This is a genomic window from Dechloromonas sp. CZR5 (assembly GCF_008711155.1).
Lineage (GTDB): Bacteria > Pseudomonadota > Gammaproteobacteria > Burkholderiales > Rhodocyclaceae > Azonexus.
Genome location: NZ_VUYQ01000002.1, coordinates 210,485 through 226,894, shown reverse-complemented (window position 1 = coordinate 226,894; position 16,410 = coordinate 210,485). Strand labels below are relative to the sequence as shown.

18 protein-coding genes are annotated in these 16,410 nt (G+C 62.8%); 13 read left to right on the top strand and 5 right to left on the bottom strand.

Annotated features, from left to right (window positions below; translation table 11 throughout):
• The first annotated feature begins 6 nt into the window (after window positions 1–6).
• The 13 genes from F1002_RS06145 to F1002_RS06085 all read left to right on the top strand — a co-directional run bounded on the left by F1002_RS06145 (window position 7) and on the right by F1002_RS06085 (window position 11,967).
• Window positions 7–507 carry a DNA-deoxyinosine glycosylase gene (locus F1002_RS06145; protein WP_150428139.1) on the top strand — a complete coding sequence of 167 codons (501 nt, stop codon included), beginning with the start codon at window positions 7–9 and terminating at the stop codon, window positions 505–507.
• A gap of 141 nt (window positions 508–648) precedes the next feature.
• Window positions 649–2,412, top strand: a complete 1,764-nt coding sequence (gene argS / locus F1002_RS06140) for an arginine--tRNA ligase (RefSeq protein WP_150428138.1) — start codon at window positions 649–651, stop codon at window positions 2,410–2,412.
• A 9-nt stretch (window positions 2,413–2,421) separates the two neighbouring features.
• Complete coding sequence (locus tag F1002_RS06135) at window positions 2,422–3,054, top strand: SPOR domain-containing protein (protein WP_150428137.1); 633 nt, start codon at window positions 2,422–2,424, stop codon at window positions 3,052–3,054.
• 9 nt (window positions 3,055–3,063) lie between these two features.
• On the top strand, window positions 3,064–3,708 hold the full coding sequence (locus tag F1002_RS06130) for a thiol:disulfide interchange protein DsbA/DsbL (protein ID WP_150428136.1): 645 nt from the start codon (window positions 3,064–3,066) through the stop codon (window positions 3,706–3,708).
• 6 nt (window positions 3,709–3,714) lie between these two features.
• A complete protein-coding gene (locus F1002_RS06125; RefSeq protein WP_370452121.1) occupies window positions 3,715–4,479 on the top strand; it encodes an SDR family oxidoreductase in 765 nt (254 codons plus the stop codon).
• Window positions 4,480–4,579: 100 nt separating this feature from the next.
• Window positions 4,580–7,462, top strand: a complete 2,883-nt coding sequence (locus F1002_RS06120) for an EAL domain-containing protein (protein ID WP_150428134.1) — start codon at window positions 4,580–4,582, stop codon at window positions 7,460–7,462.
• 36 nt (window positions 7,463–7,498) lie between these two features.
• Window positions 7,499–7,702, top strand: a complete 204-nt coding sequence (gene thiS, locus F1002_RS06115) for a sulfur carrier protein ThiS (RefSeq protein WP_150428133.1) — start codon at window positions 7,499–7,501, stop codon at window positions 7,700–7,702.
• 94 nt (window positions 7,703–7,796) lie between these two features.
• Complete coding sequence (locus F1002_RS06110) at window positions 7,797–8,579, top strand: thiazole synthase (protein WP_150428132.1); 783 nt, start codon at window positions 7,797–7,799, stop codon at window positions 8,577–8,579.
• On the top strand, window positions 8,576–9,379 hold the full coding sequence (gene trmB / locus F1002_RS06105) for a tRNA (guanosine(46)-N7)-methyltransferase TrmB (RefSeq protein ID WP_150428131.1): 804 nt from the start codon (window positions 8,576–8,578) through the stop codon (window positions 9,377–9,379). Before F1002_RS06110 ends, trmB begins: the two co-directional genes overlap by 4 nt.
• Window positions 9,380–9,407: 28 nt before the next feature.
• Complete coding sequence (locus F1002_RS06100; protein WP_150428130.1) at window positions 9,408–10,379, top strand: recombination-associated protein RdgC; 972 nt, start codon at window positions 9,408–9,410, stop codon at window positions 10,377–10,379.
• The gene (locus F1002_RS06095; protein WP_150428129.1) at window positions 10,376–10,762 is read left to right on the top strand and encodes a YchJ family protein; all 387 of its coding nucleotides are present in this window, start codon (window positions 10,376–10,378) and stop codon (window positions 10,760–10,762) included. The genes F1002_RS06100 and F1002_RS06095 overlap by 4 nt, the downstream gene beginning before the upstream one ends.
• Window positions 10,763–10,852: 90 nt before the next feature.
• Window positions 10,853–11,260, top strand: a complete 408-nt coding sequence (locus F1002_RS06090; protein WP_150428128.1) for a YidB family protein — start codon at window positions 10,853–10,855, stop codon at window positions 11,258–11,260.
• A gap of 41 nt (window positions 11,261–11,301) precedes the next feature.
• Complete coding sequence (locus tag F1002_RS06085; RefSeq protein ID WP_150428127.1) at window positions 11,302–11,967, top strand: OmpA family protein; 666 nt, start codon at window positions 11,302–11,304, stop codon at window positions 11,965–11,967.
• A 4-nt stretch (window positions 11,968–11,971) separates the two neighbouring features.
• Here the strand turns inward: F1002_RS06085 and hemW are convergent, their stop codons facing one another.
• From hemW to F1002_RS06060, 5 genes are all read right to left on the bottom strand, one after another.
• Entirely contained in the window at window positions 11,972–13,168 is a 1,197-nt protein-coding gene (hemW, locus tag F1002_RS06080; RefSeq protein ID WP_150428126.1) for a radical SAM family heme chaperone HemW, read from the bottom strand.
• 71 nt (window positions 13,169–13,239) lie between these two features.
• Window positions 13,240–13,827 carry an RdgB/HAM1 family non-canonical purine NTP pyrophosphatase gene (gene rdgB / locus F1002_RS06075; protein WP_150428125.1) on the bottom strand — a complete coding sequence of 196 codons (588 nt, stop codon included), beginning with the start codon at window positions 13,825–13,827 and terminating at the stop codon, window positions 13,240–13,242.
• On the bottom strand, window positions 13,824–14,540 hold the full coding sequence (rph, locus tag F1002_RS06070) for a ribonuclease PH (RefSeq protein ID WP_150428124.1): 717 nt from the start codon (window positions 14,538–14,540) through the stop codon (window positions 13,824–13,826). Before rph ends, rdgB begins: the two co-directional genes overlap by 4 nt.
• A gap of 8 nt (window positions 14,541–14,548) precedes the next feature.
• The gene (locus tag F1002_RS06065) at window positions 14,549–15,466 is read right to left on the bottom strand and encodes a PP2C family serine/threonine-protein phosphatase (RefSeq protein WP_150428123.1); all 918 of its coding nucleotides are present in this window, start codon (window positions 15,464–15,466) and stop codon (window positions 14,549–14,551) included.
• Complete coding sequence (locus F1002_RS06060; RefSeq protein ID WP_150428122.1) at window positions 15,463–16,410, bottom strand: serine/threonine-protein kinase; 948 nt, start codon at window positions 16,408–16,410, stop codon at window positions 15,463–15,465. The genes F1002_RS06065 and F1002_RS06060 overlap by 4 nt, the downstream gene beginning before the upstream one ends.

Genomic DNA, 16,410 nt, shown 5'->3' with positions numbered 1-16,410 from the left:
CGGACGATGGCGGCGGTCCGCAGTTTCGCCCCGGTGGCGTCGGCGGATGCGACCGTGCTCATTCTCGGCAGCATGCCGGGTGAGGCCTCGCTGCGCGCGGGGCAATACTACGCGCATGAACGCAATGCCTTCTGGCGGATCATGGGCGATCTGCTGGGGGCCGGGCCATCCCTGCCTTATCGGGAGCGCCTGGAACGGATTTCCGCTGCCGGGATCGCTTTGTGGGATGTGATCGCCGATTGCGAGCGCGACGGCAGCCTGGATGCCGATATTGTCGGAGCCTCGGTGTGCGTCAACGATTTTGCCGAGTTCTTCGCGACGCATCCGGCCATTCGACGGGTTTATTTCAACGGGGCGGCCGCGGAATCCAACTTCCGTCGTCATGTTCTGCCCGGGTTGGCGGGACGGAATGTCACGCTCAGTCGCCTGCCGTCGACCAGTCCGGCTCATGCCGCGAAAGGCTATGCCGAAAAGCTTGCCGCGTGGTCGGTGATCGTTGCCGGCTGAACCGCGGCGGCGCTGCTGCCGCGGGCAAGGCGGGCGCCTGTTTCGGTGCGCAAATTCGGCATTGCATCGCGTTGTGCCAATTGCCAAGCAGAGCACGAGCGACAGCGTATAATCGATCTTTTGCTTTTTAGCCGCGAATCAATGGCCCACGATGTCAAATCCCAGCTGACCGCCCTGTTGCAAAAGGCGCTGGCCAGCGTTGCCCCCTCCGCAACCGATAGCACGATCCAACTCGAACGTCCGCGTGATCCGACGCATGGCGACTGGTCGACCAATCTGGCCATGCAACTGGCCAAGGCGCTGAAGAAAAATCCGCGCGAAATTGCCAACCAGCTGCTGAACGAGCTGCCGCCGTCGATTCTGGTTGCCAAGGCCGAAGTGGCCGGGGCCGGCTTCATCAATTTCACGCTCGATGCCCGGGCCAAGATCAATGTGGTCCGCGCGGTGCTGACTGAAGGTGCGGATTTTGGCCGCTCCGTGGTGGGCGGGCGACAAAAGGTGCAGGTCGAATTCGTTTCGGCCAACCCGACCGGTCCGCTGCACGTCGGCCACGGTCGCGGCGCGGCTTACGGCGCATCGCTGTCCGGCCTGCTGTCCTTTGCCGGCTGGGATGTGACGCGTGAGTACTACGTCAACGATGCCGGCCGCCAGATGGATATCCTCGGTCTGTCGACCTGGCTGCGTTACCTCGACCAGCACGGCCAGACTGTCCAGTTCCCGCCCAACGCCTATCAGGGCGACTATGTGCGCGAAATGGCCAAGCAGATGACCGTTGCCCATGGCGACAAGTTCGTGCGCGCCGCTGCCGACGTGGTGGCCGGTACGCCGGGATTGCCGGATACCGGTCGCGCCGACGACGAAGCCAAGCAGCAGCGCGAATTGCACCTCGATGCCCTGATCGCCCAGGCCAAGGAATTGCTCGGCGGCGACTGGGATTATGTGCACCGGCATGCGCTGAACGAGCAGCTTGAGGACTGCCGCGACGACCTCAAGGAATTCGGCGTCGAATTCGAGGTCTGGTATTCCGAGAAGTCGCTCTACGACACCGGCCTGGTCGCCCGCTGCGTCGCCCTGCTCGAAGAGAAGGGCCACATTTACTTGCAGAACGGCGCCAAGTGGTTCAAGTCCACCGCCTTCGGCGACGAGAAGGATCGCGTCGTCCAGCGTGAGAACGGCCTGTACACGTACTTTGCCTCCGACATCGCCTACCATCTGAACAAGTTCGAACGCGGTTTCGACAAGGTCATCAACATCTGGGGCGCCGACCACCACGGCTATATTCCGCGCGTCACCGGGGCACTCAAGGCGCTCGAACTCGACAGCAACAAGCTGCACGTCGCGCTGGTTCAGTTCGCGGTGCTCTACCGCAACGGCCAGAAGGCCTCGATGTCGACCCGCTCCGGCGAGTTCGTCACGCTGCGCGAGTTGCGCCGGGAGGTCGGCAACGACGCCTGTCGCTTCTTTTATGCCCTGCGCAAATCGGATCAGCATCTTGACTTCGACCTTGATCTGGCCAAAAGCCAGACCAACGAAAACCCGGTCTATTACATCCAGTATGCGCATGCCCGCGTCTGCTCGGTCATCAACCAGTGGTCGGGCGACCTGGCCGACCTGGTCGAGGCGGATCTGGCGCTGCTGAGCAATCCGCGCGAACTGGCCATCGCCAACCAGCTGGCGCAGTTCCGCGAAGTGATCGAGACCGCGGCCCGCGACCTGGCGCCGCACATGATTGCCTTCTATCTCAAGGATCTGGCCGGCGAGTTCCACGGCTGGTACAACGCCGAGCGCATGCTGGTGGACGACGAAAAGCTGTGCGATGCCCGCGTTGCGCTGGCGGCGGCAGTTCGCCAGACTATCCGCAACGGCATGGTCATTCTCGGCGTCAGCTGTCCGGAATCGATGTAAGGAATCCTCATGAGTCGCGATATGAAGCCCCGCAAGAGCCAACCGGCAAAAAAGAAATCCGGTGGCGGCACGCTGGTCGGCATGTTCATTGGCCTGGTCCTAGGGGTCGGCATCGCCGCCGGGGTTGTCTGGTATTTGAACAAGTCGCCATTGCCCTTCGTCGACCGCGCCCAGCCGCCGGCTCGCAGCGAACCGGCGGCCAAGAACGGCGAGCCGTCGCAGCCGCTTGCCCTGCCGGGCAAGCCGGGCGATCCGATCCCTGAAAAGCGCTTCCAGTTCTACGACATCCTGCCGGGCAAGGCCGATGCCGTCCCGGACAAGGCGCCCAAACCGGATGCCAAGCCGGCCGAAGCGAAGACGGACGAGAAAAAGGAAGACAAGAAAGAGGACAAGAAGGAAGAGATCAAGGAGTCGAAGACGCCGCTCTTCCTGCAGGCCGGTTCGTTCAGCACTGCGCAGGATGCTGACAACCAGAAGGCTAAACTCGCCTTCATGGGGATGGAGGCCGTCGTCCAGCAGGTCATGATTCAGGACAAGACGTTCTACCGCGTTCGTGTGGGACCCTACACGAAGATCGATGAATTGAACAAAGTTCGTGCCGAGCTTGCCAAATCCGGCATTGAAGCCCAGCTTGCCAAATAGGAGTCGCGAATGAAGTTTTCCCGCCGTGGTTTTGTCGCCGCCGTTTTTTCTGTCGGAGCAGCGCTTTCCCTGCCGTCCTTCGCCCAGAATGCGCCGTATACCCAGATTGTTCCGGTTCAGTCGACCGATGATCCTGCCAAAATTGAGGTCATCGAGTTCTTCAGCTACGGATGTCCGCATTGCGCCGATTTCAATCCGCTGCTGACCTCCTGGGCCGCCAAGCAACAAGGCGATGTCGTGCTCAAGAAAGTGCCGATCACTTTCGGTCGCGCGGCCTGGGCCAATATTGCCAAGCTGTACTACACCCTGGAAATTACCGGTGACCTGCATCGTCTGGAGAGCGACGTCTTCAAGGCCATTCACGTCGAGCGCCAGAACCTGTTCGAGGAAAAGGCATTGACCGAGTGGGCAGTCAAGAAGGGGGTCGATGCCAAGAAGTTTACCGAAACCTTCAATTCCTTTGGCATCATGAGCAAGGTCAAGCGGGGCGACCAGCTGGCGCAAGCCTACAAGATCCAGGGCGTTCCCGCCCTGGCTGTCGAAGGCAAGTATCTGGTCGGCGGCAGGGATTTCAACGATACGCTGGCCATTACCGACAGCCTGATCACCAAGGCACGCACCGAAAAGTCGGGCAAGACGTCAAGCAAGAAGTAATTGTCCTTGAAGGTATTCATCACGGGCGCCTCGTCGGGTATCGGCGAGGCGCTTGCCGTTTACTACGCCGGACAGGGGGCCACGCTGGGTCTGGTTGCACGGCGGGCGGAATTCCTGCAGGGGCTCAACGAGCGCCTGGGTGGCGGGCACGCCTGCTATCCTCTTGATGTCACCGATGCGCCGGCCCTGCACGATGCGGCGGGTAATTTCATGCGCCGTTTCGGTGCCCCGGATATCGTCATTGCCAATGCCGGAGTATCGGCCGGGACGTTGACCGAATGCGAAGAGGATCTCGCCATTTTCCGGCGCGTGATGGATATCAACGTATTCGGCATGGCGGCAACCTTTGCCCCGTTCATTCCCGCCATGAAGGGGGCTGGCGGCAGGCGGCGGCTGGTCGGCATTGCTTCGGTCGCCGGTATCCGGGGCTTGCCCGGTGCAGAGGCCTATTCCGCATCCAAGGCCGCCGCCATCGCCTATCTGGAAAGTCTGCGTCTCGAGATGCGGCCATGCCGGATCAAGGTGGTGACCATTGCGCCGGGCTATATCGAAACACCGATGACGGCCGTCAATCCGTACCGGATGCCCTTTCTGCTTCCGGTCGACCAGGCGGCAGCCCGCTTTGCCGCGGCGATCGAGCGGGGCGTCAGCTATACCGTGATCCCCTGGCCGATGGGGATCGTCGCCAAATGCCTGCGCCTGCTGCCCAACTGGCTGTACGACCGCTTGTTCGCCAATGCCCCGCGCAAGCCGCGTGGCTTGCTGAAATAGCATCTTCCGTTGCTCCGGGAGTAATATCCACCTATTACTAAAGTAAGAAGGACTGTGCGGTGGAGGGCGCGTGGCATCGCCGATCTTCGGCGGAGGCATCATGAACTTGACGAACGGTACCGCCGGATCGCTTTTACCCGAGGATCTGGAACACTTGAACCGGATTCTGGCCAGTACGCCGGTCCCGGTATTCGTGATTGATCGCGACCACCGGGTGAGCCATTGGAACCGCGCGTGCGAGGTGGTCATGGGTTATCCGGCCGCGCAGATCGTCGGCACCCGGGATCAGTGGAAGCCTTTCTACCCGAGCGCGCGGCCGGTCATGGCCGATCTGGTCGTCTCGGGTGACCTCGAAGCCGGAATCGAAACCTACTACGCCAACAAGTTTCGGCGTTCGGAGTTGTTGCCCGGTTCCTTCGAAGCCGAGGATTTCTTTCCGCAGATGGGGCCGCAGGGGACATGGCTTCATTTCACGGCGGCACCCTTGTACAACCGGGCCGGGGACGTGATCGGCGCGATCGAAACCCTGCAGGATATTTCCGGGCAGCGCCGCGCCGATGAGGCGCTGCGGCGTGAGCATCAGATCATGAACACCATGATCGAGCATTTCCCGAGCGGCATTACGGTGATGGATGCGAACCTGGAGCTGATCAAGTTCAACCGCCGCTTCAAGGCCATGCTGGACTTCCCGGATTCGCTGGTGGTGCCGCCGAATCCGCTGCAGAAGTTCATCCGTTTCAACGCCGAGCGCGGTGAGTACGGTGAGGTGGACGTCGAGGCGACGGTACGGGATGGCATGGCGAGGGCGCGGCGTGGCGAGGCGCACAGCTTCGAACGCATCCGGCCCGACGGCAGCGTTCTGGAGGTCAAGGGCTCGCCGCTTCCCGATGGCGGGTTTGTGACCTCCTATACCGACATCACCGACCGCAAGCGGGCCGAGGCCGACATGCTGCGGCTGCTCGCCGAGCAGCAGTTGATCTTCGACAACGCGCACGTCGGTATCGCCTGGGTCAGGCAGCGGAAGATCATCCGCTGCAACCAGCGTCTGGCCGAGATGTTCCTGTTCAAGGATCCGGCCAATCTGGTCGGGCAGCCGACCCGGATTTTCTACCAGTCCGATGCGCAGTGGGACGACATCGGAACCCGCATGTATGCCGAGCTGGAGCAGCAGGGATCGTCCCAGTCGGAATACAGCATGCAGCGTCTCGACGGGGAGGCTATCCGCGTCATGTTGACCGGTCGGCCGCTTGATCAGAGCGACGTGGAGCAGGGTTCGATCTGGGTTTATACCGATGTGACGACACGCTATCGCCAGGAGGCGGCGCTTCGACTGTCCGAGCGTGTCTTCGCCCATACCTCGGAAGCCTTGATGGTGACCGACAGCAATGGGGTCATCGTCAACGTCAATCAGGCTTTTGCCGACATCACCGGGTATGTGCGGGAGGAGGTGGTGGGGCAGACGCCCCGCATCCTGAAGTCCGGGCGTCACGACGAAGCCTTCTATGCCGGGATGTGGCGCAAGGTCATTGATCACGGACGCTGGGAAGGCGAGGTTTGGGATCGCCGCAAGGACGGTTCGGTGTATCCGAAATGGCTGTCGATCACGACCGTGCGCGATAGCGATGGCAAGATCATCAATTACATCGGCTCCTTTGACGATATCACCGAGCGCAAGGCGGCGCAGGAGAAGATCCAGTATCTCGCCCACCACGACCCGCTGACCGGCCTGCCCAACCGATTGTTGCTGCGCGACCGCTTCAGCCATGTCATGGAACAGGGCCGGCGCAACCAGCGCAGCGCCGCGCTGATGTTCCTCGATCTCGATCATTTCAAGCGCATCAACGATTCGCTCGGCCATCGTATCGGCGATCGCCTGCTCATCGCCGTGGTACGCCGTCTGCGGGGCTGCCTGCGCGAATCGGATACGCTCAGCCGCCAGGGCGGCGACGAATTCATCCTGCTGCTCGACGATATGGGCGGACGCGAGGTGGCGGCACGTATCGCCGACAAGATCATTGCCGCACTGGTCGAGCCGTTCCAGATCGGTGACCACCAGCTGACGACCTCCGTCTCGATCGGGATCGTCGTCGCACCGGAGGATGGCACCGATTTCGACATGCTGATGCAAAAGGCCGATACCGCCATGTATGCCTCGAAGGAAAAGGCGCGCGGGACTTGGCACTTTTTCCATCCGAACATGGACGAACAGGCGAGACGACGTCTCGATCTTGCCAACAACCTGCGCCAGGCGTTGCAGCACAACGAATTCCATCTCGTGTATCAGCCGCAGGTCTATGCCGACAGCGGGCGTGTTTTCGGTGCCGAGGCGCTCCTGCGCTGGCAGCCATCGGGTGCGGCGCCGATCTCGCCCGTCGAATTCATCCCGGTGGCCGAGGAAATCGGCCTCATCCTGCCGCTCGGCGAGTGGGTCATGCAGCAGGCCTGCGAGCAGGCACGTCGCTGGCAGGATGCCGGCCTTGATTGCCGGGTGGCGGTTAACGTTTCCGGCGTCCAGATTTATCGTTCGGACGTGATCGCTGTCTTGCAGCATGCCGCCCGGGGGGCCGGCATTTCGCCCGCCTTGATTCAGGTCGAACTGACCGAGTCCACGCTGATCGACGACAGTATCCTGATCCAGGACGTGATCAGCGGCCTGAAGGCGATCGGTGTCGGCGTGGCCATCGACGATTTCGGAACCGGCTATTCCAGCCTGGCCTACCTGAAGCGCTTCCGGGTCGACAAACTGAAGATCGACCGCAGCTTCGTTGCCGATGCGGCCAGCAACGAGGAAGGCGCAGCGTTGTCGCGGGCGGTGATCAGCATCGCCCGTTCGCTCAACATGCGAGCCATCGCCGAAGGCGTCGAAACCGCGGAGCAACTGGCTTTCCTGCGGGAGGCGGGTTGTAACGAGATACAGGGCTACTATTTCAGCAAGCCTTTGTTGCCGGCCGACTTTGCCGCGTACGCGCTGCGTCATCGATGAGGGTCAGCGGGCGTTGGCTTCGGCTAAAATAGCGCGATGCTTACCCTCAAGATCAATGGCGAAAATCGCCAGTTTCCTGAAGCCTTGACCGTCGCCGGCCTGATCGATCAGCTCGGCTACACGGGCAAGCGCATCGCCGTCGAAAAGAACGGCGAGATTGTCCCGAAAAGCCAGCATGCCAGTACGCCGCTGGTTGCCGGTGACCAGCTTGAAATCGTCGTCGCCGTCGGCGGCGGCTGAAACCGGGGTCGGATTTCCGGGGACCAATATAGGCTTCCTGGCGAACCGACCTCGCTGACCAACAGCCAATCGCTCATATCCAGGTAACCAAGAAATGCACCAACTGACCCTCGCCGGCAAGGCCTACCGTTCCCGCTTGCTGGTCGGCACCGGCAAGTACAAGGATTTCGCCCAAACACGTGCCGCCATCGACGCCTCGGGGGCCGAGATCGTCACTGTCGCCGTGCGCCGCGTGAATATCGGCCAGGACGCCGGCCAGCCCAACCTGCTCGACGCCATTCCGCCGTCGCGATTCACCATCCTGCCCAACACCGCCGGCTGCTATACCGCCGAGGATGCGGTACGTACCCTGCGCCTAGCGCGGGAACTGCTCGACGGCCATCCGCTGTGCAAGCTGGAAGTGCTCGGCGACCCGACCAACCTCTTCCCGAACATGCCGGAAACGCTGAAGGCCGCCGAAACCTTGGTCAAGGAAGGCTTTCAGGTCATGGTTTACTGCGCCGACGACCCCATCCAGTGCAAGATGCTCGAAGAGATCGGCTGCGTCGCCGTCATGCCACTCGCTTCGCTGATCGGGTCCGGCATGGGCATTGTGAACCCGTGGAACCTGCGTCTGATAATCGACAACGCCAAGGTGCCGATCATCGTCGATGCCGGCGTCGGCACCGCGTCGGATGCCACCATCGCGATGGAACTCGGCTGCGACGGTGTGCTGATGAACACTGCCATCGCCCACGCGAAAGATCCGGTACTCATGGCCAGCGCCATGAAGAAAGGCATCGAAGCCGGGCGTGAGGCCTTCCTGGCCGGTCGCATGGCCCGCAAATACTATTCGGCCGATCCGTCGTCGCCGACTTCGGGGCTGATCGGCTCATGAGCAAGGACATCCTGATCCCGTCCGGCGCCGCGCACGACGATGGCGTCTATACCGAAGGCCGCGAGGGGCACGACGGGCACGGCCACATCAAGAGCTTCGTGCGCCGTGCCGGCCGCATGTCGGAAGCGCAGCACCGCTATTTCGACGAGATGATGCCGAAGATCGGCATTTCCTATCAGCCGTCGAACATCGACCTGAATGCCGTGTTCGGCCGCGACAATCCGAAGATCCTCGAAATCGGCTGCGGCATGGGCGAAACCACGGCGAAAATTGCCGAGACCAATCCGCAGAACGACTATTGGGGGCTGGAAGTGCATGTGCCCGGCGTCGGTGCCCTGTGCAAGCTGATCGCCGAGAAAAGCCTCACCAACCTGCGTATCGGCAACCACGATGCCGTGGAAGTGGTGCGCGACATGCTGCCGGAAGGTTCGCTGTCCGGTATCCACGTCTTCTTCCCCGATCCGTGGCACAAGACGCGCCACAAGAAGCGCCGCCTGATCCAGTCGCCGTTCGTCGAACTGCTGGCTTCGCGCCTCAAGCCGGGGGGCTACTTCCACTGCGCCACCGACTGGGAAAATTACGCCCTGCAGATGCTCGACGTGCTGGGGCGCGAAGCCAGCCTCGAGAACAGCGTCGCCCATCCTTCCGCAACGGCGCTGGCCGCAGCGCTGGAATCCGATAGCGCGGCCGGCCTTGGCGGGTTCGCGCCGCGTCCGGCGTACCGGCCGCTGACCAAGTTCGAAAACCGGGGTTTGCGCCTCGGTCACGGCGTCTGGGATGTCATCTTTACGAAGCGCTGAACGGCGCCACCAAGGAAACTCAAGCAACATGTGGTTCAAGAATCTGCAAATCTACCGCCTGCCCACACCCTGGAACATTGATCTCGCCAGGCTCGACGATCAGTTGGCGCGAGGCACCTTTGCCCGCTGCGCCAGCCACGAGCCGATGTCGCGCGGCTGGGTGCCGCCGCGCAAGGATGGCGGCCTGATTTACGCGAACAATCGTCAGTGGCTGATCGCCCTCGCGATCGAGCAACGCCTGCTGCCGTCGTCGGTGGTCAATGACGAAGTCCGCGAGCGCGCCGAGAAACTGACCGAGGAGCAAGGCTATGCCCCGGGACGCAAGGCGCTGCGCGAACTGAAGGAGCGCGTTACCGAGGAATTGATGCCGCGCGCCTTCACCAAGCGGCGTTCGACTTTTGTCTGGATCGATCCGCTCAACGGCTGGTTCGTCGTTGACGCCGCGAGCCCCGGCAAGGCCGAGGAAGTGATCGAGCACCTGCGGCATTGCCTCGACGAATTCCCGCTGACGCCCGTGCATACCCAGTTGTCGCCGCAATCGGCCATGGCTGACTGGCTGGCCGGCGGCGACGCGCCGCACGGTTTTACCATCGACCGCGACTGCGAACTGAAGGCGGTGGGCGAAGAAAAGTCAGCTGTCCGCTATGTCCGTCATCCGCTGGGCGACGAGGTAAGCAGCGAAATCAAGGCCCATTTGGCGGCCGGCAAGCTGCCGACCAAGCTGGCGCTGACCTGGGACGAACGGATTTCCTTCGTGCTGGGTGAAAAGATGGAGGTCAAGCGCCTCGCCTTCCTCGACCTGCTCAAGGAAGAAGCCGAAAAGAGCGCCGAGCATGCCGACGAGCAGTTCGATGCTGATTTCGCCCTGATGACGGGGGAACTGACCCGCTTCCTGCCGCAACTGATCGAGGCATTGGGCGGCGAAAAGGTCGAGGCGGTCGAGGTGCCTGCCAGTCCGGCACAATCGGGCAGTGCCGCGGTGCCGCCCTGGGAGGCATGAAGCAGCCGGAAGCCTGTCCGTGCGGCAGCGGCCTGCGTTACGCCGCCTGCTGCCGGCCCCTGCATGCCGGCGAAAAGTCTGCTGCCAGCGCCGAGGCGCTGATGCGTTCGCGCTACGGCGCCTATGTCCTGAAGCTGGGCGACTATCTGCTGGCGACCTGGCATGCCACGACCCGGCCCAGCGAGCTCGATCTTGATGCCGATTCGAGCAAGTGGCTCGGCCTCGATGTCAGATCTCACCGGCAACTCGACGAAAGCCACGCCACGGTCGAATTCGTGGCCCGCTACCGCATTGCCGGTCGCGGGCATCGGCTCCACGAACTGAGTCGCTTCGTCCGCGAAGATGGCCGTTGGTACTACGTCGACGGCGACATGCTGGGCTGATTTCAGGCCGCTGCGGGGTTCGCAAATCTTCACATAAGCGCCCAATCGATGGAGTAGGATGAAAATCCCAACTTTATCGGAGCAGTCATCATGGGTCTTCTTGATTCCGTTGTCGGTGCCTTGGCCGGCGGGCAGTCCGGCGGCGACAATCCGCTGCTCGGCATCGTCATGCAGTTGCTCAACAATCAGCCGGGTGGGCTGGGCGGACTCGTCCAGTCCTTTCAGCAGGGTGGGTTGGGCGATATCGTCAATTCCTGGGTGTCGACCGGCAAGAACCTGCCGATTTCGGCGGAGCAACTGCAATCCGTCCTCGGTTCCGGCCAGCTCCGGGATATTGCCGCCCAACTCGGCGTGTCGCCCGAGCAGGCATCCGGCAGTCTCGCCGACCTGTTGCCCAGAGTGGTTGACCAACTGACGCCGAACGGTCAGTTGCCGCAGGGGGGCGACCTGCTGTCGCAAGGGCTGGACATGCTCAGGAAGGGTGGGCTTTTCAGCTGATGCCGGCCTTGCCTTTCCTGTTTGATCGAGGAGTGCGAACCATGAAAAACAGTGTGAACGGCTTGCTGGCCCTTGTCGTCTTGTCCAGCAGCCTGGGTGCTTGTGCCAATCTGGATGAAACCCAGCGGACGACGGCTACCGGGGCGACCATCGGGGCCGTGGCGGGCGCCTTGCTGGGCGGCGTGACGGCCGGCGGCAACAAGACCAAGAGCGCGGCGACCGGGGCTGCCATTGGCGCTGCGCTGGGGGCTGGCGGCGGCTATCTATGGTCGCGGCACATGCAGGAGCAAAAGGCGGCCATGGAGCAGGCGACGCAGGGAACCGGCATCGGGGTCAGCCAGACGGCCGACAATCAGCTCAAACTCGACATCCCGAGCGACCTCTCCTTCGATTCCGGTCAGTACCGTATCAAGCCGGGCCTGCATGCCGTGCTCGACCGGTTTGCCTCCACCCTGAACCAGAATCCGGTGACCACGGTGCGCATCATCGGTCACACCGACAATGTGGGTAGCGATGCGGCCAACAACCTGCTGGCCGTCAATCGGGCGGATGCCACGCGGGACTATCTGGTGTCGCGAGGCGTGGCGAGCAAGCGCATCAGCATCGACGGACGCGGTGAACACGAACCGATTGCCGACAACGCGACGGCCGACGGACGAGCCAAGAACCGCCGGGTCGAGATTTTCGTCGCCGAAGCGACGCACTGATCGCTTACAGAAAGCGTTCCAGCAGTACGTTCAGGAAGCGCCGGCCTTTCAGGGTCGGCGCAATCTTTTCCGGGCCGACCTCAAGCAGGCCTTCAGCCTTGGCCGCGTTCAGCTGCGGCAGGATGGTGTGCAGCGAATGGGCGGTGCGTGCTTCGAACAGCGACGGATGAAAACCGTCGGCCAGGCGCAGGGCGTTCATCATGAATTCGAAGGGCAGGCTGGCCGCCTCCACTTCGTTGTGCTCCTGCACGGCATTGCCGCGACGGATGTTGTCCAGGTAGGCCTTCGGGTGCTTGTGGCGCATCTGGCGCAGCACGCGGTCGTGCAGGGTCAGCTTCGAATGGGCGCCGGCACCGATGCCAAGGTAGTCGCCGAAATACCAGTAATTCAGATTGTGCTTGCACTGGCGGCCGGGCTGGGCAAAGGCCGAGGTCTCGTAATTGGCGAAGCCGGCTGCCGCCAGCCTGGCCTCGATGGCTTCCTGCATGTCGGCGCAGAGGTCGCCTTCCGGCAGTTCAGGCGGGAAGGCGGCGAAGCGCGTATTCGGTTCCAGGGTCAGCTGGTAGCAGGAGAGGTGTGTCGGCGACAGGCTCAGGGCTGCCTCGACGTCGCTTAGCGCTTGTGCCAGGGTCTGGCCGGGCAATCCGTACATCAGGTCGAGATTGAAGGTCTCGAAATGCTCGCCCGCGAGCTGCGCGGCTAGTCGGGCTTCGGCGGCGTCGTGAACGCGTCCGAGGGCCTTCAGGTGGGCGTCATTGAAACTCTGGATGCCGAGCGACAAACGATTGACGCCAGCGGCGCGGAAACCGGCGAACTTCTCCGCTTCGACTGTGCCCGGATTGGCTTCCAGCGTGATCTCGGCATCCGGTGCCAGCATGGCCAGGGCGCGGAAGGCGGCTAGCAACTCGTCGATGGCGGCCGGCGAGAGGAGGCTGGGCGTGCCGCCGCCGAAGAAAACGCTGACCACCGGCCGGCCCCAGATGAGCGGGAGCGCCGATTGCAGGTCGGCAATCAATGCATCGACGTATTCGCGTTCGGGAATCGTTTCCCCGGCCTCATGCGAGTTGAAGTCGCAGTACGGACATTTCTGCACGCACCACGGCACATGGACGTAGAGGGCGAGCGGGGGTGAGACGCGAAATTCCAGCGGGGCGCTGAGGGACGGTCGGGTATCGGTGAAGATCGGGATGGTGCGGGCCATGGTATTTCCGGCAGTAGGGGTGGGCGCCCAAGCCCGGTGGCGGATTGCTCGGGCGGGGCGCCGATTTCGACCTACAGCGACGGCAGGCGTTCGATCAATTTTTGCATGGCACGGCCACGGTGCGAGACAGCGTTCTTGGTGTCGGCATCGAGCTCGGCGGCGGTCTTGCCGAATTCCGGGACGAAGAACAGCGGATCGTAACCGAAGCCGCCATCGCCACGATACTGGTCGACGATCTCGCCGTGCCATTCGCCTTCGGCGATGATCGGCTGCGGGTCATCGGCGCTGCGGCACAGGACCAGGCAACTGACGAAGTGGGCGCGGCGGTCGGACTGTGTGCTCAGCTCGGCCAGGAGCTTTTCGTTGTTGCGGGCATCCAATTTCGGTTCGCCAGCGTAGCGTGCCGAGATGACGCCGGGGGCGCCACCCAGTGCCCTGACGCACAGGCCGGAATCGTCGGCCAGCGCCGGCAGGCCGGACAGGCTGGCGGCGTGGCGGGCCTTGGCCAGCGCATTCTCGACGAAGGTACCGTGCGGTTCCTCGGCTTCCGGAATGCCCAGTTGCCCTTGCGGTATGACTTCGAAACCGAGCGGCACCAGCAGCGCGTTCAGTTCCTTCATCTTCTTGGCGTTGTTCGAGGCGAGGACGAGCTTTTTCATGAAGCGAGCGCGCTTTCCTGGGCGGCGACCAGTTGGCGGATGCCCATCTGGGCAAGGTCCATCAAGGTGTTCATCTGCTCGCGGCTGAAGGGCTCGCCTTCGGCGGTGCCCTGGACTTCGACGATGCCGCCCTGGCCGGTCATGATGACGTTCATGTCGGTGTCGCAGTTGGAGTCTTCCGGATAATCGAGGTCGAGGACCGGGCTGCCCTCGAAGATGCCGACCGAGATGGCCGCGACGTGATCGCGGATCGGGTTGGCCGGCAGTTTGCCGGCCTGTACCAGTTTGTCGCAGGCTTCATAAAGCGCGATCCAGGCGCCGGTGATCGAGGCGCAGCGGGTGCCGCCGTCGGCCTGCAGCACATCGCAATCGAGCGTGATCTGGCGTTCGCCGAGGGCCTTCAGGTCGGTGACGGCACGCAGGCTGCGGCCGATCAGGCGCTGGATTTCCTGGGTGCGGCCGGTCTGCTTTCCCTTGGCCGCCTCGCGGGCGCTGCGGGTGTGCGTCGAGCGGGGCAGCATGCCGTATTCGGCGGTCACCCAGCCCTGGCCCTTGCCGCGCAGGAAGGGCGGGAGGTTCTCCTCGACGGAGGCGGTGCACAGCACGCGGGTGTCGCCCATCTCGATGAGCACCGAGCCTTCGGCGTGACGGGTGAAGTTGCGGGTGATCTTGACGCTACGGAGCTGGTCCGGCTGGCGTTGGCTGGGGCGCATGGCTTTCCTTATTTCTTCGGGTTGTATTTGTCGATGGCGTTGCGGATTTCCTCGATCGCATCCTCGATCTCGCTCTCGCTCAGCTCGCTCTTGTAGGCCGGGTTGCGGCCGAATTCCTCGAGGCGGGTGGTGACTTCGTCCTGGGTCATGGTCTGTGTCGAGATGGAGCTGCTGGCTTCTTCGACATAGGCATCCTCCCAGCGCACGGCGACCACCGACAGGTTGTCGCGGTGGGGGCCGCCCTTGGCATCGGCCTGGTTGAGCACCATCGGGATCGTCTGCAGCAGGTTGGTGCCCTTCAGGGCGACGGCCATCATGTCGCCGGAAATTTCGCCCCACAGACCATCCGTGCACAGCAGCAGAATGTCGCCATGGTCGAGCGGCGTCTTGCGCGAGAACTCGATTTCCGGCGGCGTCGGACTGCCCAGGCAGCTGTAGATCTTGTTGCGGTCGGGGTGAAAGGCGGCCTGCGTTTCGGTGATCATGCCTTCCTCGATGAGCAGGCGAATGCGCGAATGATCCTTGGTCTGCGCCATGACGCGCCCATCGCGCATCAGGAAGAGGCGGGAATCGCCGGCGTGTGCCCAATAGGCGACGTTGTCCTGCACCACGCAGGCAACGCAGGTGGTGCGTGGCGTATCGCTCAGCTTGTGGCGCGCGGTGTAGTCGAGAATGGCGTGATGGGCGTTGGTCATGCCCTTGAGCAGGAAGCGGAAGGGGTCGGCCAGCAGCGGGCGGGCTTCGCGCTGGAAGGCATCGGCCAGCGTCTGGACGGCGATCTGCGCCGCGATCTCGCCATAGTGATGGCCGCCCATGCCATCGGCGACGACCATCAGCAGGGCGTCGCGGGAATAGCAGTAGGTTGTCCGGTCTTCGTTGTTGGCACGGCCGCCGACGCGGCTTTCCTGGTAGATGGTGAATCTCATCGCAGCGGATTCCTGAATTTATCCACGAAACGGCCAAGCCAGTTAGGATTGGTCTTCGGGCGGGGCGGGGTAATGGCTTCGACAAGCGCCTTCTGCAGCGCGAAAACGCTTTGCGGTCGGTACAGATGGTTGAGATTCAGGCACCAGTCGATGATTTCGAGCAGGCGGTCGGAATACTGGCCATCCCAGCGCACCATGGCCGGGGCCAGCGTGTCCTTCTTCATGCGGCTGTCGGCAGCCTGCGGGGCGACGCCGGCCAGGCAGGCGTACATCGAAGCGCCGACACTGTAGATGTCGCTCCACGGGCCGAGGTCCTTGCGCGTGCCGTAGTGTTCGGGCGACGCGAAGCCCGGGGTGTACATCGGCTTGAGGATCGGCTGGTCGGTGATCAGCGTCTGGCGGGCGGCACCGAAGTCGATCAACACGGGCGTGTTGTCGCCGCGCAGATAGATGTTCGACGGCTTCAGGTCGAGGTGCAACAGCTTGTTGGAATGCACTTCGCGCAAGCCGTTCAGCATGCGGGTGAACACGCCGCGGATGAAGCGCTCCGAAATGTGTCCCTGGTGCTTCTGGATGAACTCCTGCAGCGTCCGGCCGTGCTCGTATTCCATGACCATGTACACCGTGTCGTTGGCGCGGAAGAAGTTCAACACGCGGATCACGTTCGGGTGCGACAGGCGGGCCAGCGCGCGACCCTCCTCGAAGAAGCATTTCATCCCGTAGCGGAAGGCGCCCAGGTGTTCCGCCGTGATGACGGGGTTGATCTCGCCGCGACTGCGCAACGCCAGGCTGTTCGGCAAATATTCCTTGATGGCGACCTGCCGCCCCTCGGGGGCGGTCGCGAGGTATACGATGGAAAAACCGCCGAGCGAAAGCTGGCGGTCTATCGTGTATTCCTCAAGTTGGTGACCGTTGGGTAACGGTTGATTGGCTTGTTGCGCCAT